Annotated in this window: 7 protein-coding genes; 3 read left to right on the top strand and 4 right to left on the bottom strand. The window is 55.0% G+C overall.

The genetic code is table 11. From position 1 onward, the window contains the following. Positions 1 to 339 precede the first annotated feature (339 nt). The 4 genes from WCS52_10715 to WCS52_10700 all read right to left on the bottom strand — a co-directional run bounded on the left by WCS52_10715 (position 340) and on the right by WCS52_10700 (position 16,541). Positions 340 to 1,326, bottom strand: coding sequence for a hypothetical protein (locus WCS52_10715; GenBank protein MEI6167656.1), 987 nt, complete (start codon positions 1,324 to 1,326; stop codon positions 340 to 342). A gap of 78 nt (positions 1,327 to 1,404) precedes the next feature. Next, a complete protein-coding gene (locus WCS52_10710) occupies positions 1,405 to 11,031 on the bottom strand; it encodes a LamG-like jellyroll fold domain-containing protein (GenBank protein MEI6167655.1) in 9,627 nt (3,208 codons plus the stop codon). A 20-nt stretch (positions 11,032 to 11,051) separates the two neighbouring features. Continuing rightward, entirely contained in the window at positions 11,052 to 11,891 is an 840-nt protein-coding gene (locus WCS52_10705) for a hypothetical protein (protein ID MEI6167654.1), read from the bottom strand. 90 nt (positions 11,892 to 11,981) lie between these two features. Beyond that, complete coding sequence (locus tag WCS52_10700) at positions 11,982 to 16,541, bottom strand: S8 family serine peptidase (protein ID MEI6167653.1); 4,560 nt, start codon at positions 16,539 to 16,541, stop codon at positions 11,982 to 11,984. A 398-nt stretch (positions 16,542 to 16,939) separates the two neighbouring features. Here WCS52_10700 and WCS52_10695 point away from each other — a divergent pair, with 398 nt between their 5' ends. The 3 genes from WCS52_10695 to cutA all read left to right on the top strand — a co-directional run bounded on the left by WCS52_10695 (position 16,940) and on the right by cutA (position 21,114). After that, complete coding sequence (locus WCS52_10695; GenBank protein ID MEI6167652.1) at positions 16,940 to 18,235, top strand: DUF362 domain-containing protein; 1,296 nt, start codon at positions 16,940 to 16,942, stop codon at positions 18,233 to 18,235. Between the two features lie 247 nt (positions 18,236 to 18,482). Further along, positions 18,483 to 20,471 carry a YgiQ family radical SAM protein gene (locus tag WCS52_10690; GenBank protein MEI6167651.1) on the top strand — a complete coding sequence of 663 codons (1,989 nt, stop codon included), beginning with the start codon at positions 18,483 to 18,485 and terminating at the stop codon, positions 20,469 to 20,471. Positions 20,472 to 20,757: 286 nt separating this feature from the next. Further along, positions 20,758 to 21,114 carry a divalent-cation tolerance protein CutA gene (gene cutA, locus WCS52_10685; protein MEI6167650.1) on the top strand — a complete coding sequence of 119 codons (357 nt, stop codon included), beginning with the start codon at positions 20,758 to 20,760 and terminating at the stop codon, positions 21,112 to 21,114. Positions 21,115 to 21,234: the final 120 nt, after the last annotated feature.

Genomic DNA, 21,234 nt, shown 5'->3' with positions numbered 1-21,234 from the left:
CCTAATATCGCACATATGCTATATTCAGTCAATTCACTTGATGAGGAAAGGGACTCCATTGAACATATAACTTCTCGCAACCATACAATATGAATTAAATAGTTTCTATATTTATTTAATTTACATACAGGCTTCGCCATCCCTCTCCCCTACGCACGTTGTTTGGCCGGAAATATTCTTGTGGGAGGGGCGCTATGCGCCGCGACAAGTCGAACCAGGAGCCGGGGGGTGCCGGTCGCGGCGCATAGCGCCCCTCCCACAAGAACCCTCACCCTTGATAAACAAAAAGGGTCAGATCGAATGCAATTCGACCTGACCCTTAAAACATCTCAAAACCCATTACGGCGCGTTGGTCGAGGTACTGCTCGAAGTCGAAACGCTAACCGAAGAGGGGCACACGCCGCGTATATCGCCGGTTTTACCGCCATCCTCAATCCAAGTCCCCTGAATGACGCGAGATGTCAATGCAAAGGAGGTTTTAATCGTCGTGGTAGAACCACTCACCTCGCTGACCGATGTCACCCCGGCCACTGTGCCCTGGAAATTACCGGCCATATTGACATACATCCCTGACTTGCTGTGCCCAGCAGCGGAAAAAGGAGCAATGACCTGGTCGCCAGCCACGAGCCCTGACCCTGATGAACTGGAAGACAGGTTACCGGTTGTCCGGACATCCCCGAGGCTTCCCTCATACACACTGCCATTGTTGTCAATGATCTTAACCTTATTGCCGCTCTGCTGAACATTAAAGGCATAGATGCTCACGCCTGAACTCCCTGCGCTTCCGGTTGATGTAGTCCCCCCCGTTCCGCCAGTGACATAGGAGTAACTAATCGTGAACGAAGAGTTTTCACCCAATGGGGCACCCGCAGCTAATGTCAAAGTCCATTGCCCGTTATTATAGTTGATGGTTCCGGTCGCGTTAAACAGGTCCGAGTTCCCTGCCCGAGTGTGATATTGGCCACTTAAATGGCCTGCGCCATCATCAGTAAAATTCCCCAGATCGCCCGCCAAACTTAGCGTTACCGTGCTTGCGCTAACGGGGACATGCACGGTGGTCCCGCTGAAGGTCGTATTCCCCATTGCCGCACTTCCCTGCGATTCGCTGTTTACGGGAGTCGTAATGGTGGTGGAACCGCCACTGCCGGTCGAGGTGACCGTGTATGCCGAAACAAGATACGTGCCATTGCCCTGATAATTTCCGCTGAAATTAGCAATGCTCGCACTGTCATTCCACGAGTTACCATCCCCACTGCCGCCCCACTCACAGCCAGCCAGCGCAACACCGATCGCGACTACCAAAGCATTTTGAAAAAGGTACTTCATATTTATTTGCTCTCTTTTGAATTGATCCCTTGCAACTTACGAAAATGCCCAAAACAGGTCAACGGTTATCATTCCCCACTATTTCACCACCACCCGATAGAACCTGGTCGCGACCTTGGGTGAATTATCCTCGTAGATGTGGACAACAGGCCCATAGCGCAGTCCGTTCACAGCGGGAACCCAGGTTTTGAGGTCATCACTGAACTGTACCTCATAGTTCATGCCAAACTGGCCTTGCCATTTCAGCGTGAACTGACCTGCATCCGGCGTTACGGTCGCGATTTGCGATATGCTCGGCATCCCGGGAATGGCTTCCCCTGCTGCCCTGAGCGCCGCAATCTGTGCGGCGCCATCTGCCGGATTCAGGGGGTTGAGGCCGTGAGCAATCTCATACCCGTCCGACAACCCATCCCCATCCGTATCCCACTTCATCGGGTTCAGATCCGTTCCCTTCGGATTCGTCACCGGATCATAGGGGTTATAATCCTTGATATTCGGAGGCGTTCCCGCAATGCGATCCGAGTAACACACTTCGTCAAAGTCACTCACGCCATCCCCATCCGTATCCCCGTTCACCGCCGTCGGATCCGTATCCATCGGATCGATTTCGTAACACCGGATCAGGGTCATATTAGTGGGTCCCCAATAGGTCATGTTCGTGACGCCCGTCTCATAGGCTCCTCGCGCCAGAGTGCCGTAATACATCCACTCCCACCCATCCGGCAAACCGTCATCATCGGTATCACGATCCCGGATCACCACCCTGACATCGGTTTTTGAACTATTTCCCGAACCACTGGAGAGATCCACCGGAGCCACCACATAGCCATTGGTTGTGGGCGTTTGAACAAAGCCCATCGGCTCCCATGAGTCGAGTTTTCGGTTCCCGTTTACATCAATGAAGGCCCGCACATAATAAGGAATATTCTTCAATCCCTTCATCACATAATCGCCCTTCTTGGCCGACGGCGCACTGGTCGAGCACTGATAGGAAATCTGAACCTGCCCATCAGCGACCTCACTGAACCCGGGTGATTCGAAGGCCTGTACAATCATAGTCAGATTACTATTTTGCCCGGCACCATACCCATGCCCCACTTTACCGAAGTAGTACACATCGCCACTGATCATGGATTTTCCACCTGCGGCCGGAGGCTGAACATTCAGCAGGAACGAACTGCTTGGCGACCAGGTTGAAGTTACGCCCCGGGTAAAGCCCTGAACCCGAGCCCAATACAACCCATTGGCCCAGGTGGCTGAGGCATAATTCCCGCCCGCAGGCACATAATTGTCACCCGCATAGAACGGCAACATGATTTTCCGCACCCCGTTAACATCCATATACGGAACAATGTTCGTGCTCGACAGGAGCGGAGTTACGGCATTGCTCGTCGCCAGAATCTGGACTCTGTAGGCCGTCGCATTGGTGTCCACCTTGAACGCCAACTCGTTCAGCGCTGCCTGGAACTGCATACTCCCATTCGGGGTCACCATTTCTGACGCCACCAATGAGGCCGCTTTCGGGAAGGACCCCATGAGAACGTTGGTATACGCCACCCCGTCGGCATAAATAGACCAAGGCGTAATCACATCCCCGGTGGTCACACCGTAAAGTCCGGCCGCCAGCCAGTCTCCCTCATGGAAGTAGTTCCTGGGCGCCACGATCGTTTTAGTTAAAAGCGGGCATGACACCGTGTATTGCAGCACATTAGACGATGCCGGCCAATTAAACCGAGGGTAACCCGGCATGGTGTCTGTGAGCCCAATTTCAATTTTATTGATAGCGCCCCACCCTATATTAAGCGGCTGGAACTGGCTGATACCGGCAGGCTCGGTTGCCGGGTTCCACTCGCCGTCATTATTTGCATCCAGGTAACCAAAGATATAGTTATTCCCCTGCCAGATGTGATCAAAATCATTACTCGTGGTGCCCACAGAATTCATAAAGGATTCAGCGGTTCCATTCGTTATACTTGACTTGACCGCCAGAACAGCATCCGGATACCCATCCATTGTCGCCTTATGATAGAATGACAGCCGGACAACTCCTGCGGCATTCGACCCACTCCCCATGACCTGATCCAGTGTGGCTCCTAATCTCCCCGTGTAGCGAAGCGCTATACTAAGTTGCGGCATCGGGAAGCTCAGATGATCCAGCGGATCTGTTCCCGCCATGTATTCAGAATAATTATCCCACCCGTCCTCATCCGGATCCAAATTGGCGTCATAGTAAGCCGGATCCAACCCTAGTGCATCCGTTGTGAGACAGGGGCCGGGATACTTGGACTCCCACAAATCAGGAATTCCGTCGCCATCATCATAGAGTTCTCCGTAGGTACGGTACCCGGGCCCCTGGCGGCTGTCATAATCACTAAAGGTATTATCCGCCGTCGACCACATATGGGGATTGGTGCCCGCCAGATACTCCGCCAGATTGCTGAGCCCATCGCCATCGGGATCACCATAAGCGCCATTCACGCCGATCGCATTATAGGCATCCAACCCGTTGGCCTGCTCCCACCAGTCCGGCAGCCCGTCGCCATCCGAGTCCTTGTTCAATGGAGCCACGGTATTGGTTGAGAACAACGCCCCATCCAGTTTCGCCGAACTGGCCCAGCCGGTCTTCCAGTCACTGGACACCGTAAAGTCCTGGGCATTCAAGCCGCCATCATCAAACCGGAATTCAGCCAACCCGGACTTGACCAGCGGGGTGCCATAGATATTCTGGATCCCGGCGATATCGTCCGGCGCCAACGTGGCTCCGCGCGTCCCGTCATAATAGGGATACATCACGGCGGTGGGATCATCGGAGTGAGCCATTCCCAGACAGTGCCCCTCTTCATGCAGGGCCACATACTGGAGATCGATCCCGTTCCCTGCCATACCGTCCTTCCAGGTCTCGGCCGTGTCCAACTGGAAATCACCCGCAATCGGCTCAGGATTAATATCGTTAGGGAAGTACCCCATCCCGAGAACGCCCAAAGGACCATCAATCGTCCGCCAGTCGATATCCATGGAATAGGTCAAGCCGGCCGTAGCCGTTTCCGTGAACGTGAGGGCCGCATACTGCGCCCAGTTCAACATGGCATCCGTCACCGCCCGCTTGGCAGTCGCCTGCGGCAGATTGCAGTTGTAGTTCACAAAGTGATACGTCAGGGCCGCTGAGCCACGTCCCGGGCCATCCCAGCCATTACCGTAATTCACAAACGGTGCCACCTCGGCGCCACCGACCAGATGTGCGGACAGCTTATAGACGGTCGCACCCGTCGTCAGGAACGACGCCGCCGGCGCCACCCATGACACCGCATTATTGGCCGCCAGTGCCGTCAACTGTGAGTCATTAACGGTAGCCACCAGATCCGACCCGGCAATATATTTGTCGTTGTACACCAAACCGCCCACCGCTTTAACGGCCAGAACGGCATCCGCCTGAGCAACATCCTTGAAGAAAGTCACCAACACTTTGCGGGTGCCATTATCCGCGCCACCCACATTTAACAGCGGCGCTACTTTATTTATCGGCTTAAGCAGCCCGGTCCAGGTCACGGCATCCCCCATCGTGGCCAACTGCTGCTGGGTCGCCTTGACAGCGCGCACGCCGGGTGCCACAAAATTGAGGACCTGAATTCCTGCGGCGGTCAGAGCCGCGGTATTCTTGGCCGTGGCCTCATCGGTGAATTTCACCAGAACCCGGGCAGGCGAACTGCTTGCCAAGGTCGCCACCTCGGCGCTCAACCCGCCGAGTGTGGTAAGCGTCCCGTTCTTGAGCGGCAGAGAGGCGCTTCCGGACGGGTTCCCCTCGGGGGCATTGTAACGATCCAGAATGGCGGCAGCCGATCGGGCAGTGGACCAGATCCGGACGTTATCCAGATAGCCTTTGAAGCCATTGGAGACCACGCCTGCGGAACGGCTCGCCCCGATGGTCACCTCATCATCCCGGTGCCCGGTTCCATAACCATAGACCGTAGGAGATAGAGAAATCAGGTCGGTCCGATATGCCACCAATTTTCCATTGACATACAAGGCCATCGTATTGGAGGCGCCATTGCACATTCCCGCCACCTGCGTCCAGGTGCCGGTTGGAATCAAAACGCTGCCGAGGTTGTTGGTAATGCACGTGCCCAGCCCGTCGACCCGGGTTTCGCGGGGCGCGCCATTGGTCATCATCATATAGCGCACATAAGGCCTCAACATTCCCGCCGGCGCGGAATTGGTGGTCAAGCCCAATTCGTAGTTAATCCCGTACTCGTTCGCGCTGAAGCCCTGCACAAATCGGGTGACGATCACCCCGCCCACACTGTTCGTGTCGGGATTCACCCAGGCCTCGACCGTCCAGTCTTTCCCGAGCAATTTGTCACTGGGCGGCACAATCAAGCGGGACGCTCCATTCAAGTAAACGGAACGCTGGATCGCCGGCGACAGGGGATTCAGCGGATCGGTCTGGACTTTTGGAGGCTGGCTGTTCGCCGGTCTCACCCAGGTGGGATCTACCTTACCGCCCACTTCCTCCCAATCGGTCAGGCCATCATCATCCGTATCCTTCATGTTCGGCATCGTGCCGTGCTGAAGCTCCTGGATATTGCTCAACCCGTCGCCATCGGCATCCTGCTCCGGGTCGGGGACACTGCTTGAGCCTGACACGCCGGACTTGGGATCTGTCCCGCAGAGATACTCGTAATAGTTGCTCAGCCCATCCCCATCCGCGTCGCCATTGGCCACCGTGGTATCCATGGGGTCAAAGCCATTGGCTTCCTTCCAGGCGTCTGGAATGCCATCACCGAGGGTGCTGAACGGATCCAGCGCCGGCACGCCGCCGCCATCCCACATCGGAACATCCTCATCCGCAACGGCCGCCCCCAAAGGTAGCAGGTCAAAGAAGTTATGAAAAAACTCCAGAAGAGCACTTGGATTAGTTTTATGCCACCACCCATACGGATTGCTCCCATTCCTGTAAGTCAGATTCGTGGCATTCGGATCCCCGATGTCACGGGGAAGCATCATCGGAAGATGCTCCACCGCGTTCTGGATCCAAGGCACATACCGGTAATCGGAATAGACCGTTGACCGTTCCGGGGAAGACCCCCAGAAATAACACGCCGGCCAATCTGTCGGGTAAATGGCCGTTCCTGTAATATCAAATCCAAGACTGGCCGGCGCCGTAGGCGAGTGATCAGGATCAGAGGTGGCATCGAACGTATAAATATACTTCAAGGGAGTCGCGGTCGCCTGCGAGGCAAGCACATCGGTCTGCTTCATCCGGCGGCCCATTGTGGCCATAACCTGTGCTTGCGACCGACCGCCTTCCCACACCCGCACTTCATCAATCCACCCTTTGAAGAAATTCTTAGGAGCAGGCTGGTTGGCGGCATCGCCAAGGTAGAGCAACCGTATTACCCCGTTGGGATTATCATCCGAAGCCCCCACCATCACAGGAGTCGGATAAACGAATACGGTTGGCCCGACCCCGTATTGCCCGATGGCGGGCAGTTCATCCGGATTGGTCTGTTTCGCCATCTGACCATTCACGTATAACGTCAACACTCCCCGCTTGTCCCGATCGGTCGCGGACGGAACCTGATATGTTCCGCAGAGATGCGTCCAGTTCGTCACCGACAATCGCGAGGTGGCGGAAGCTTTGGCTTCATAGTAGACCGATTGCCGGCCATCCCCGGAGTAGCCGACAAAAGGCAACCCATCAGGATCAAGTCCGAGCCTGAAATTCACACGCACACCGGAACCTATATTCATGGGGTTACCAATGGGCACCATCATTGCCCGTTCCACCACCGTCTGATAGGTGCCGCTCACGGGATTCAAAGGACGGACCCAAGCTTCCACAGTATAGGAACGTAAGGGCTGATTTGTAATAGCGGGATTGATGGCGAGGTCATCAACAACGACGGGCAAGCTGCGCGCCCACGCTTTGGCGCCTTCAGGCAAATACAAGGCACGCCGCTTCATCGGGCGTTCGGGGGACAGCGGATCGGTTTGCGTCGTGACTAATTCCTCCTGGTCAGAATTGCCATCATTATCGGTATCAAACCCTTCGTTACATTCAAAATCATAGGCATAGGCTGGAGGGAACTTGCTCCAGAACCAAACTCCGTCTGGCGAGGGCAAGGAAGATCCATAATACAGATTCACCCAGCTTTTAGGGTAGTCCCAATCGGACATCCACAAGGGAGTCCCATCCGTATGGTAGAAAGGTGCCGTCACAGGAAACCTAAGATTAATCCCTTCTGTTGAATTCAAGAGCCCATCCCCATCGGAATCCATAAAGGGACTGCCATTCGCCCAAGGCATCACACGAGGATCAGCGACATACGGATCAGGAAGGCCGCCGATAGACACGCGAAACTGAGCATCACGCGATGCAAGAAGATCCAGGACCCCGTAGGCGGGGTTCATCATATGGAAAATTTCCGAATAGTCGTCGATACCATCCTCATCGTTATCCACGGAAATAGGACTGGAACCCACATAACTCAGAACACTCGGGCCGAGCACTTTTGGCCCCAAAGGCGGGCCCAGTTTGGCGAGCGGAATATACACTTTTGTGCTCCAGTCAAACCCGAGTGGGCGCCCCTCAAACAAATCATCGGGTTTGTAGTAAGTATTGGGCACCGTCCGGTCCCAGCGATACAACCAGTTGGCCGCTGAAAAATATTCCAGGTAGTTCGGCAGTTTGTCGTTATCCGGGTCATCCATCTGATCGCCCACGGTGCCATTCAGCCCGGCAGCAAAAGACGCCTCGTAAGGATCCGGCATGGTGTCACCATCCGTGTCGCTGCTACAGGGATTAAGCCCGCCATCGGTATAACAAGATCCATTCCATACGGCCGAGGCAAAGACCTGGGTCACCACATTCCCGTCAACGTCCTGTGTGACATTTGTGGAAGACACGCCCAGCCCATTGAATGGGGCCATTTCAGCAAAATCGCTGATGCCATCCCCGTCAGTATCTTTACCGAGCTGCGTCCAGGGCTCAACGGCCCAATCCGTATACCATCCACTCGGCTGCACACCCGGATCCGTCGGGAAAATTTTATTGAGCCAGTTTGGAAGCGGCGTCAATGCGGTCCGATTGGTGCTGGAGGTGTAGAAACTCTGAAACTCAAGTACATTGATCAGTTTATCCTTGTCAGAATCAGCCGCGGCGTCACTCGGATCGGTAGGATTCAAACCTGTATAATTTTCCCAGCCATCCCAGATTCCGTCACCATCGGAATCCACATTGCGGGGATTCGTAGCGTCATCAACCACTCCGAGACCCCGCGGCGTCAGCATCATCACCCCGTCGGGTCCCCGCATTTCCTCAAGATTCGAATAGCGTTGAGTCCTGGGACTGGGAGTGGCGCCTCGGCCAGGCATTTCATTGGCTTTTGGATAAAACTCATCCACGGCGGTCCGGCAATCAAACCCATACGCCATATAGACCCCGTGATTCCGCAACGAGAGGTGGTTCGTGGTGGCGCGCGCCATCCAGTCGCCATCAGGATTGTCCTCATCATCCGAATAGACCGCCCCGGTATTTTTAGTCCAGGGATCATAACCAAAAATAACCTCGTAGCCGTCCGGCAGGCCATCCTGATCGACATCCATGAGGAACGGATGCGTGCAGCGGCGGGGGTTGGCATCCCCGGCAGGCGGATGATCCATACGCAGGGCGTGGGGTGCACCGTTAATGGCATTGCTGAACATATTTGACGAAGCGTTGTATTCCATCAGATCGGTATAGTAATCGATCGACACTCCGCCTGAGGCAAAATCATACAAAACATCGTTGTCCGACTGACCGCTGGCCAGCCCTGATGAGGATGAATTCTGATTCAGTCCCGGATTGAAGCGCCGGGTGACATTGGCGGCTCCGTCCCACGCCGGCACCACATTGGTAATCATAACGGCCACACCATTGGTGGTAACCAGGTCATTGGTTATCCCGGCCTCAAATATCTCATTTGAGCCACTATGATCCTGCTGCCATTTGTCCCAGGACCACTCGAAGCCGTCATCGAATCGATCTTTATCGGAATCCGTATCATTGCCGGCGCTCTGATCCCCAGTATCCCCGGTATATAACTGATTCGTCACCAGAACCGTCACTGGAGGTCGGGATCCGACCGGGTTTGCGTATAACGGATAGGAGATGCCAAATTTCGTTTCGCCGAAGTTCAAGGTGGTCGTGAAGGGACCCAGGCCATCCGGCCCCTTGTATTCTTCGATGTTCGTCAACGGCTTGTCCTTCTGCTGATACCCATCCGTGGTAGACCAGTGGTAATCGCCGTCAGGGTTGCCGAGCGGTCCATTTTCCTTGGTCGCATCGGTTGCCGCCCGGCGATAGGTGGTCGCCGCCAGATCAGAGAGGTTGGTGGGGTCAATCGAGTTATATTCATAGCCATCATCCATCCCATCCCCATCCGAATCGGCATTCAGGGGGTTGAAATACCACCCTTTATTAGTATTGGTAAGATCAGCCTCCTGCTTGTTGTTAAGTCCGTCCCCGTCAGGGTCGTCCCCGGCATCATTGCCCGGAACGCCCGGCACCAGACCCCAATGCGCAATAAACCAGGGAGGAAGTTCCGAGGCTGCCTTCGCTCTGAAAACAGGCGTAATGGTGACATTATTCGAAATGGCGTAACCATAAATGTTACCCACCCCGTCAGGGAACATTTTATTGGTACCTACCCAGCAATAATTCGGCTCCAGCGTTAGAGGGTCGGTCGCATGCATCGTAATGGTCACGGGCGTCAAGTCATCAAACCAATCGTCATTGGGATCCCCGTCACCGGGCCCATTGTCGGTAACAATGGCTGTCCCATTACTGCTGTTCAGTATCGAGACACGCCACTGCTTCACCCAGGTCCAGTAAAGCGAGGCATTGGCGGTGATCGGCTGGATCGTACAGGTGGTAATTCCCCCGCCCGTACTGGTCGGAAGATTGACATTGACCCCGTTGGTATACCCATTACACCGGTAGCGGAAGTTGCCGGAAGGAATAAAAGGAGCCGACACACTGACGATTAAATTGGAATTATTACGAGCGACGATACCGGAATAGGGTCCAATAAGGGAGGGACCGGACCAGTAATATTGATCAACCGTCCAGAGCTTGATGAAATTCGCGACCAGGGGCTGAGAACTTCCCATATTGAAACTCACCGGATTCGCATTCCCCACTGCGGCACCGCTCCAGCTCAAAAACTCATTGTTGTTCGTCGCCGTGGCGGTAATGGTCACCAGCGCATTCGTGGCGAACCAATTAGTCCCCAAGCCGGGATTTGACGTATACCCGCCATTTGCAGGATTAGCCGTGACGATCAATGAAACCCCGCGAGATCTGTAGAAGGCACGCACCAGGGCGGAACTGTTGGTGGAAGTGACATCGATCAACACAGAGGGGTCAGTGGCCAGAGAAAACACGTTTATGGCCGCGTTAGTCGTCACCACTTCCCAATGATCAAAAGCAAAGGCCGGATTGCTTTCGTCGGCCGTGACAGAAATCGTCTGGGGTACGGTGGAGACCGCAAAAAAGTTGGTCGGCGAGACCGTCCCGGCCACCGGGGTGGCGACGGGGCGAACCTGAACCGTCAGACTTTGAGCAGTGCCGTCCAGACTTAACAACACTCCGGCCAACACCAGAGGCAGGAAGAACCGCCCGGTCGCAAAAGGAATCCGCTTCATCAGATGATGTTTCATAAAAGTCATATTGCTTCTCCTGCTCATTATTATTCCTGCCTCGACGTCAAACTGGCGATTTTAGCCGCTGTCTTGTCCGGCTTCACTTTCGCCTGTGAATATTCTTTATTGCTTAACAAACACTGTTCATAGGCGCCCTGCACCTTGATCACATCTTGAAGGGCCTGCGCCACGCCAGGCACGGCCGCGTTGGCCTGCCCCCGCATTTGACTGATCGTCGACAGAGCGGCGTTGAAACGCCGGTTCACACTGGCCAGTTGCTCGGAATCCACGGTCTCACCCTTATTCTTCCGGGCCACCAGCTCAGCTAAACTGGCGCGCAACTGACTGGACTCCTTTACCAAATCCGCATAGCCCGGAATGTCTTTATTACAGGCCGTTTCATAGGCATTCCTGACGTCCAGCATCCTGGCATAGGCGGCCTTGACGGCCTCATCGTTCTCGCGCAGTTCGACTTCCGTCTTCTCCAGTTCCTGCCGCTCGAGATCATAGACGAGTTGAGCCTTCTCCAGTTCCGCCTTGATCACTTTGTGAGCATAGTCCGATTCCATCAGCCTCATCTTGCGCCGCTGCTCAGGGGTCAGAGGTGTACCCTTTACAGGACCAGGGCGCCCTTGGGCCATGGGGTCAATTCTCACCACTTTCCTGGGCCCCTCCACCCGCTCCGCTTGATTGGACGCCGAAACGGCCACTGCCGCATTGGTGGAGGCCAACACCGGGATGGCCGTCGGAGCAATCTCGAATGACTGCATTTTCTTTTCCGGCGCCTTGGGCTTCTCCTTGCGAGCGCAAGCGGCAAACGAAGCCACGATCAAGATCATGGCCATAGAACCAGCAAAACACTGTATCGCCGTCGTTTTTCGTCTCATAAAATCACAATTATTTAATGTTTTTCAAACCGGCTCCGCTCTCATTTTATCAAATCACGGAACTCCACATTGTCAAAACTCTGCAATTTTTCAGGGCGCATTAATCCACAGAACCCTCATGAAGTCCACCGGATTCGTATTCGGGAACTGGTTCGTGACCACTAAAGCGCCATCCACCATTGAGGTCGTTGTCATTCCATCAACCCAGGCATTCTGCATCAGGTTCGTTGACGTCTGGACGCGATAGACATAGCCGGACAAAGCCAACCAGCTCAGTTGGCCCTGCGCCACCACGATACTGCTGATTTTAAGATTGATGCCCGGCGTTCCCGACTGGGGGTCCGTGCCCGCCCGGTACTCGCCAATGTTCAGCGTCCCATCCCCGTCCGGATCGCCAAACGCGTCGGACGGATCCTGAGGATTGAGGCCGTGCAGAACTTCCCACACATCATCCATCCCGTCCCCATCCGCATCCATGGTCACCTTCAGCCTGAGCACCCGGTTATTCAGGGTATCGGCCACATAGAGAACATGGTCATCCGGAGCGGCCGCCGCAGACTGCGGGAAATTAAAGACCCCCAAGCTCCCTGCATTGGTAAAGACCCCCGAGACGGCCACGGACGGCGCGCCGGCGAGATTCACCACTTGAATACGATTGTTATAGGAGTCACAAACATAGAGCATCTTATTCAAGCCGGGTTGGGCATCCCAGACCCGGTTAAATTGCCCCACCCCGGTTCCACTGGTGCCGAACTCCCAGGCGAACGTGCTTCCTGCGGTAAACGCCTGAACCCGGTTATTCATCCCGTCAGCGGCATACAAGGTCCCGTCAGCCCCCATTCCCACACCCAGTAACCGCTGGAACTCGGAAGGATTAGACCCTGCGGTGCCAAAGGTCGACTGAAACACCCCATTGGAGTTGAATACCTGAACCCGATTATTGCATACCGCAGCGCTCTGATCACTGTCGGCAACGTATATTTCGTCCGCGCTCCCGAAGGCCACCGCCATCGGCCGGTTGAACTGGCCATCATTGGTTCCGTTTGAGCCGAAATCGAACAGGCTCGACAGCGTGCCACTCACTGGATTTACAGAGAACAGGCGAACCCGTGAATTGCCGGTATCGGCGACCGCCACCCGTGTCCCATCACGGGTCACAGCGAGCCCGCGCGGAAATCCGAAATTAGTCCCCGCCGCCCCGGAGGTGGCGCCCAGGACAAACTTCCGCGTGGTCAGGGCGCGATCCCACACCTGAACCCGCTTGTTGTTCATATCCGCGATGAAGACAAAATTACTGCTGACGGCGACCCGGTTCGGGAAGGAGACATCCGTGATAGATTTCGCTTCAATCACCTTGCACGCCAGCGGCACAATCGGGTTATTCGCAGACAACCCATGCAACACGCACCAGCCATCCGAGAGGGAGTCGCCATCGGTATCACGACCGAAACTGCCAGGCGCAGGATTCGCAACGGCCCAACGCCCGTAATCATGGGTCTGGTTGGTCGCCGCCGTTAAGGTGTAGAGCGCCGAATCCCCATAGGCGGCAGACGCCGCAAAGGAGGCCGCATTCCAGGCCCGCACATACACCTTCGCGGTCGCGGACAGGTTATGCGAAAACGTCTTCAGGAAAGACCCGGCATTCGGCAGAATCCCGACGCCCTCCCCGATGCGCCCGTAAGGCAGATGGACATCGGTGCTATAAAGAATCCGATCATCGCCGGTAACCTGCCCATTCCCCTGAGGCGCATTCTTGAGCCCGTCTGGCCCGGCATAGATCACCTGGAAGATCGCGGAAGTCGCCCCGCCATTCCCCGTTAAAAACCCGCCCAGCCAATCGGTCACCCCGAGCAGGGATCTTACCGTGAGGGCATTGGTCGACACGGAATTGGACACCCCGTCCACGATGAACGACACGGCCTCTGATACTTGCGCCACACTGCCATTCCGGGCTTGATGAAACAGCGAGATCACGGGGGAATCGAAATTCCCAGCCGCATCCAGCTGCAGCATCACGGGGCCGAGCGACGTTACCACCTCACCGGGGGCAACGAGTCCATAACTGACCGGGCTCCCGCTCAGAACCGTCACCCCGAAATCAGGCGAACTGATATCCGCCGAGGCCGAGACCGTTGTCGGCAGGGAGTTGTAAATCGTGAAGGTCAACGGATTGGTCGTCCCGGCAGGTGCATTGGTAGGCGAGCAGGAAACCAGCCACAACCCCGGATCCCGCTGACTCTGCACGCGCACGTCATCCACATACATCCCGGCATAATTAGTGCTACTATTGCTCAAGGTTTTAAACCGCACCTTCAGGGAGCGGCTTCCGAATGCGGCATTATCCAGCGCAATCTGTTCATGGAACCATCCGCCCGTAACACCAGTGTAGGCGTCACCTGGCGTCACATTCACCCAAGAGAATCCGTCATACACCTCAACATAACCCACATCATGAACCGGTTCTAAATCGAGCCACAGGTAAAAATCCAACGTCGGACTGACACCAACCTGAATCGAAGGAGACATCAGCCACGAATTCATATTATTGGGATAGACGTTCGTCATGACGGTACCCCAGCAGTGGGTTCCACTATTGGCAGAAGGGCCATAAATGTAGGTCGGAATACCCCACTCCCACGCCTTGGTCTGGATGCCTGCCATCGCCTGCGTGGACACCGTCCACCCCCCAACCCCACCTTCCATATCATCAAAGAAATCATTCTTAACCCACGGCAAGGTATAGGTGAACTGATACTGCTCATTGGAATTGGCATTGCCACTCAAATCCGTCAAACTACCCGCAGGGACTGTCACCTGCAAAGCCCCCATCGGAGCGGCAATGGCATATCGCAGCTGATAATGCTGCCCCACTCCGGTTACGTCTATGAAATCGATGAAATTTATGCCTCCAATCACATTATTCAGAACCGAAATGTCGTTCGTGTCAAAACCGGTGACGCTCTCATCAAATTTAAAATCGAACGAAACGATTGACCGATCCGAACTCAACGAGCCAGTAATCACACACTGAGGCGGGAGCGTATCCCCCAGATCTTTTTGGATGGCCGTTATTTCCGCGCCACCGGAGCCTTCGGCCGTTACACGAAAAACAGCCGTGTCATTAGCCTGATCCGCGATATCAATTAATGAACCCACCGCAAAGGTCTGCACATTTGACCAGTTTGATGGAGTAAATTCCAAGGCAGGACTACCCACAACATAAAGATTCGTACTACCGGAAAACCAAGCCACTGACACCGTGACGTTGGTCCCGGGTTCCTTCAAAAGGGTCACCTCGACATTGGCTTGAGCGCCCTCCACAACATAAACAGGAGAAGGGTTCAGCACAGGCGGATTCAATGTGTTGATCGCGGCCGCCACATCCAGTTCGCCCCCCGTCACCATTTTTCCGGCAAGGGCCGCATTCGGTCTTGCGTTATTAAGCAGGGCCGCACGGATTTCGCGCCAGGTAGAGGCCGGACTCACAGACCACAACAAGGCGGCCGCCCCCGCCACATGCGGCGTAGCCATTGAGGTGCCGCTTTTTGTGCCATAACCTCCATCATAGGTGGTGCTGTAAATACCGCCCCCCGGTGCAGCCAGATCCACTGAATTCGAACCATAATTGGAAAAGTAGGACATGCTACCATCCGAGTCGATCGAAGCCACTGAAATGAGATTTGAGGACGTATAACTTGAAGGATAGTGAGGACTCGTATCATTATTAACTGAGTCGTTCCCCGCAGCGGCGATAAACAACTGCCCGGCGCCGCCAGCCGCATCAATAGCGTTTTTAAGGGCCGTACTATTATCCGTGCCGCCCCAGCTATTGCTGGTGAGACGAACACCGGGAATAGATAGCACCGCATACTGCAGCGCGCGGATGGCATTCTCGGTAGACCCGCCATCCGTACCCATAAATTTAAGCGCAACCATACTGACATTCCAATTCACACCAACAACGCCTTTGCCATTATTACCGACCCCGCCGATCGTGCCTGCGCAGTGAGTGCCATGCCCTTGATCATCGGTAGGGTTGTTGTCATTGTTAATAAAGTCCCAGCCATTAACATCGTCAATGAATCCATTTCCATCATCATCAACGCCATTGGTTGCCTTATCGCGCCCAAGTGAATCCAACCCCGTTTCACCGGGATTCTGCCACATGTTGGCCGCCAAATCCTGATGGGTGCGCAAAATGCCGGTGTCAATCACCGCGACAAGGATGCTCTTGCTCCCCTTCGAAACGTCCCATGCTTCAGGCGCATGGATGCGCGGCATTCCCCATAACATACTATAACCGGGATCGTTCGGAAGAGCGGTCGGATAGAGTTTGTAGTTGGGTTCAACGTAAGCAACACCAGGATCAGCCGCATAGATTGCGGCCGCCTCCTTCAGCGACATCCCCTGGGGCACAAGAACCGAATCGAGAGGAATCAGCGAATATCGATGACGCAAGGTGGCCCCGACCTTGGCATGTAAATCATTTCGAACCGCTTCCGCCGCCATCTTCACGCTTTGGTCACCCACGACGGGCTTATAGCCGACCAGAAGCGTTGCAGGAACGATAGAATCAGGCTTAAGGGCTTCCCAGTCAACTACGGGAGAACTCATCGGAGCCGCAGCAAACCCACCGGATGATCCAGCCATCACGAACATCGCGACAACCAGCCACAATAATGGCAAAGGCGAAAAAAACAGGAATGATGTTCGAGTATAAAATCTCACCGCACAGCCCTCCATCGTGGCGCCTTCAAAAATTTAAATCTTATTTGGATGCAATTGCTTTCAAAGCTATCATTACTCATCACCCGCTTCAATAAGTAAAATGAACAGGTATCATTCCTGATTGTGGGAGGGGCGCTATGCGCCGCGACGGTCCATTTAAAACCAACTGGAATCTGTCGCGGCGCATAGCGCCCCTCCCACAAGAGGAAAGCAAACCCCTCCATAAATAAACACCCCTTTTTCTTCTTCAATGGAGGGCGCTGCTCTGTCAGCGCCACTCAAGGTTGTTAATCCGCGTGAATTCATGTAGTCTTCCCTCCATGAGCAAATCAAAAGTCGCCATTCTCAGGACATCGCCCGCCACCGCGCTGGCGGATTATCACCGGGTTATGAATCTCGCGGGGTACCAGGCGGTCATTTCCAAGACCGCCGACACCGCCCTGAAGGTCAATATCAGTTGGCACTTCTTCTATCCTGGCAGCTCCACCACCCCCTGGCAGTTGGATGGCGTGATCCGGGCCATGAAAAAGGACGGCTATTCCCCCTCCAACATCCACGCCTGCCATAACCGCACCGTCGTGATCGATGCCCATCTCGGCGAGCGGGAAAACAAGCAACTGAATGTTGTCCAGGCGCATGGCCTCAGAAACGTCCATCTCTACGAAGGCAATGAACCTTGGATCAATGTGCGTGATGCCGTCGGAGATATTGCTGATAAGTTCCTCTGCCTGAACGAGGTATACCCGAATGGATTCATGATTCCCGAGCGGTTTATCGGGGAGAATATCATTCACCTCCCGACCGTTAAAACCCATGTCTTCACGACCACCACCGGTGCCATGAAAAACGCCTTTGGCGGCCTGCTTAACGAACACCGTCATTGGACACATCCTGTTATCCATGAAACACTTGTGGACTTGCTGCGAATCCAGCAGAAAATCCATCCAGGCATCTTTGCCGTGATGGACGGCACCTTTGCCGGGGATGGACCCGGCCCCCGCTGCATGATCCCCTACGTCAAGAATGTGATTCTGGCCTCATCCGACCAGGTTGCCATTGACGCTGTAGCCGCTAAGTTAATGGGTTTCAACCCGTTACAAGACATTAAGTTTATCCGTTTGGCCCATGAGGCAGGGCTAGGATGCGGCGATCTTCGCGATATCGAGATTGTGGGCGATCCCGAGACGCTGAAGGAGGATTGGCATTTCGTCGGTCCTTTCAAAAAAATGACCTTTGCCAGCAAGATGCAGCACAAGATCTATTGGGGCCCCCTGCGCAAACCGATCGAGTGGTCGCTGAAGACCGTGTTAGCCCCCTGGGCCTACATTGCCAGCGTGATCTACCATGACTCTTTCTGGTACCCCACTCATCAGAAACTCGTGCACGACATTCTCCACAGCACTTGGGGCCGTCTTTTTCACAATTGGGATAAAGTGGCGATCCCGCCGGATGACCTGACCACTCCCGGGTGGGCGGATGTCGGCGCCGACCCGCTGGAATTGAAGCGGGACAGCTGGAAACTGTTCAAGAAATCCCTCTCGATCCTTGGCACCTGCATCAAGGAAGCCCCGGAGTTTGCGGCAAAGAAGAGAAAGAAAGACTTCACCACTAATTGAAGAAATGGAAGAAATCCAGATAAAAAACCTACAATTTCTCACGATTTTTATGTCTGTCGAGTACGCCAGCGCAAAAAATCGTGAGATGGGTTCTTGAGAACAAAGATATAAAGTGAAGTATTCATCCCCCCCTATTCCCTGGAAAACCGTTGCGGCATTTTTGGCTCGGGTACTCCCGAACAATAATGCCGCAACATTCTTGTTTTTGATTTCCCTCATTTCTTCAATTAGTTGAAGTCTTCTCCTCATGAACCAAAAAAGTTCCACCACGCCCCTCCCCGCGCCCCTCCCCATGTCGCGCCACGAAATGGCCCAGCGGGGGTGGCCGCAATGCGACGTCATCCTGGTGACGGGGGACGCCTATGTGGATCATCCCTCTTTCGGGGCCGCCTTGATTGGACGCCACTTGGAGTCCTGCGGCTACCGGGTCGGCATCATTGCCGCACCCGATCCGAATGACGTCGAGGCGTTCCGTGTCCTGGGCCCGCCCCGCCTGTTCTGGGGCGTGACCGCCGGGAACCTCGACAGTCAGCTCGCCCGCCTGACCGTCATGCGCAAACGCCGCAGGGACGACGCCTATCTGCCCGAAGGCCAGGGCGACCTCCGTCCACCCAATGCCACCATCGTCTACGTCACAAAGGTGCGTCAGGCGTTTAAACATTCCGCGATACTCCCTTCTCCCTGTGGGAGGGGCGCTATGCGCCGCGACAGGTCACAGGAGGACACTTTTGAGTCTGTCGCGGCGCATAGCGCCCCTCCCACATTCGATCATCGAGCATCTATCCCTGTGATCATTGGGGGAGTGGAAGCCTCGCTACGGAGATTCCCTTACTATGACTACTGGACGGACAGCATCAAGCGCTCCATCCTCTTTGATTCCAAAGCCGACTTGCTGGTCTATGGCATGGGCGAACGCGCGATCGCCGAAGTCGCGGCCAGACTGGATCGGGGCGAGGGATTATCGGGCACCGCGGGCACTGCAGAGATTCAGAAAAAGGCGAACGCTGAACAGTCAACATCGAACATTGAACATCGAATAAAAGATGTTAACAACGTTGAATGTTTAACGTTGAATGTTCAATGTTCGACGTTCACTTCCCTTCCCCCCTACGAATCCGTAGCGCCCCCCACCCCCGAAGGCAAACTGGCCTTCAATGTCATGACCCGCAAGGTACTGCTTAACGCGGCCACCGATACACCCCAGACACTCGTTCAGTCCCAGGGCGACCGTCAACTCGTGGTCTATCCGCCCGCCTCCCCGCTGGATACCAGCGAACTCGACCGCCTCTACGCCCTGCCCTTTACCCGCAAGCCGCATCCCGTTTACGCCGGCCAGCGTATCGCCGCCTATGACATGATCAAGGACTCGGTGACCACGCACCGCGGGTGTTACGGCTCCTGCGCCTTCTGCGCCATTGCCTCACATCAGGGCAAGACCATCCATTCCCGCAGTCGCAAGGGCATTCTGGATGAGATCCGGCATCTGGCCACGTCCCCTGATTTCCACGGCACCGTCAGTGATCTGGGAGGGCCCACCGCCAATATGTACGGGACTTCCTGCAGCCGGCAGGGCGCCAACTGCAAGCGACCCAGCTGTCTGTCACCGGAGCTGTGCCCCAACCTCATTACGGATGCCAACCCCCAACTTGAACTTTTGCGTGCGGCCCGGACGTTACCCGGCGTCAACCACGTCTTCATTACCAGCGGCATCCGATTTGATCTCGCCCTGGCCCAGGACACGCGCGGTTACATTGCCGAACTGGCGCAACATCATGTCTGCGGCCGATTGAAAATTGCGCCTGAACACATTGCCCCGAATGTCCTGCGCCTGATGCGGAAACCCGGCCTCCAGGCCTATCGCAGCTTTGTGAAGCGGTTCAAGGAAGCAGACCGGGCGGCCGGCAAGGCCCAGCAGGTGATTGAATACTTTGTCAGCGGCCATCCGGGTTGCACCCTGGCCGACATGATTGAGTTGGCGCTCTATCTTAAAAAAGAGAACATCCGCGCGGAACAGGTTCAGGATTTCTATCCGGCTCCGCTCACCATCGCCGCCGCCATGTTCTACACCGGCCACGACCCCATGACGGGCGAAGCGGTCTATGTGGCCCGGACCGATAACGACAAAGCCCTTCAGCGCGCCCTGCTCCTCTGCCATGACTCCAAGTTCCACCGGAAGGCGCGCGAAGCCCTGATGGCTGCCGGCCGGGAGGATTTGATTAAAGTCCTGGGATGTTAAGAAAGTTTGTGGGAGGGGCGCTATGCGCCGCGACAGGCTCCCAAACAGAAGAATCGCGGCGCATAGCGCCCCTCCCACAGAGCCTTTAATACGCCTTAACTCAAGCCTATTACCATTTGCGCAAACTCATAAACATTGTTTGCGCAAGACTTCGCGCAATAATTTAAATGTGATAAATCAGGAATATCCGACACCAGACCATCCTTTTCTTTCGCGACTTCGCGGCTTCGCGTGGAACTCTTAAACGGCTTGCGGGGAGACATCACGATTGGGTATGGTTCCCCCTATGAATGACACCTCCTATGTGACGGTTACAACGACCTCCGATTCCGAAGCCCTGGCAATCAAGCTGGCCGAAATGATCACCGCCGCCCGACTGGCCTCCTGCGTTCAGTTCTGGCCCATCCGGAGCGTCTACTGGTGGCAGGGGAAGCTGGAGTCGGGTACTGAATTTATCCTTCAATGCAAGACCCGGTCCAGCCTCGCGCCCGCCCTTCAGGAGTTCATCCGCAGCCACCATCCCTACGAAGTCCCGGAAATCATTATCACTCCGATCCTGGGCGGCCACCCTCCCTATCTCGCCTGGATCGACCAGGAAACCTCCTGTGCAGCAGCATCTAATATCACCTGCGGATGCGTATAATCGAAAAGACCCGACAGAATGAACAAAATAAACAGAATTGTTTAAAAACAAAGGAAGGGATTTACCCCCATTTTGAACATTCTGTTAATTCTGTCAAAAATCTCGATTCTGCTGAATATT

This window comes from bacterium (genome assembly GCA_037128595.1).
In the GTDB taxonomy this organism is placed as follows: domain Bacteria; phylum Verrucomicrobiota; class Kiritimatiellia; order CAIKKV01; family CAITUY01; genus JAABPW01.
Note: the sequence above shows the minus strand (reverse complement) of the source record. Positions and strands in the feature narration are given on the sequence as shown.

Bases quoted from the DNA above. Each gene is read 5' to 3' on its own strand.
- WCS52_10715 (MEI6167656.1), bottom strand. From the start codon at position 1,326: ATGAAGTACCTTTTTCAAAATGCTTTGGTAGTCGCGATCGGTGTTGCG.
- WCS52_10710 (MEI6167655.1), bottom strand. From the start codon at position 11,031: ATGACTTTTATGAAACATCATCTGATGAAGCGGATTCCTTTTGCGACC.
- WCS52_10705 (MEI6167654.1), bottom strand. From the start codon at position 11,891: ATGAGACGAAAAACGACGGCGATACAGTGTTTTGCTGGTTCTATGGCC.
- WCS52_10700 (MEI6167653.1), bottom strand. From the start codon at position 16,541: ATGGCTGGATCATCCGGTGGGTTTGCTGCGGCTCCGATGAGTTCTCCC.
- WCS52_10695 (MEI6167652.1), top strand. From the start codon at position 16,940: ATGAGCAAATCAAAAGTCGCCATTCTCAGGACATCGCCCGCCACCGCG.
- WCS52_10690 (MEI6167651.1), top strand. From the start codon at position 18,483: ATGAACCAAAAAAGTTCCACCACGCCCCTCCCCGCGCCCCTCCCCATG.
- cutA (MEI6167650.1), top strand. From the start codon at position 20,758: ATGAATGACACCTCCTATGTGACGGTTACAACGACCTCCGATTCCGAA.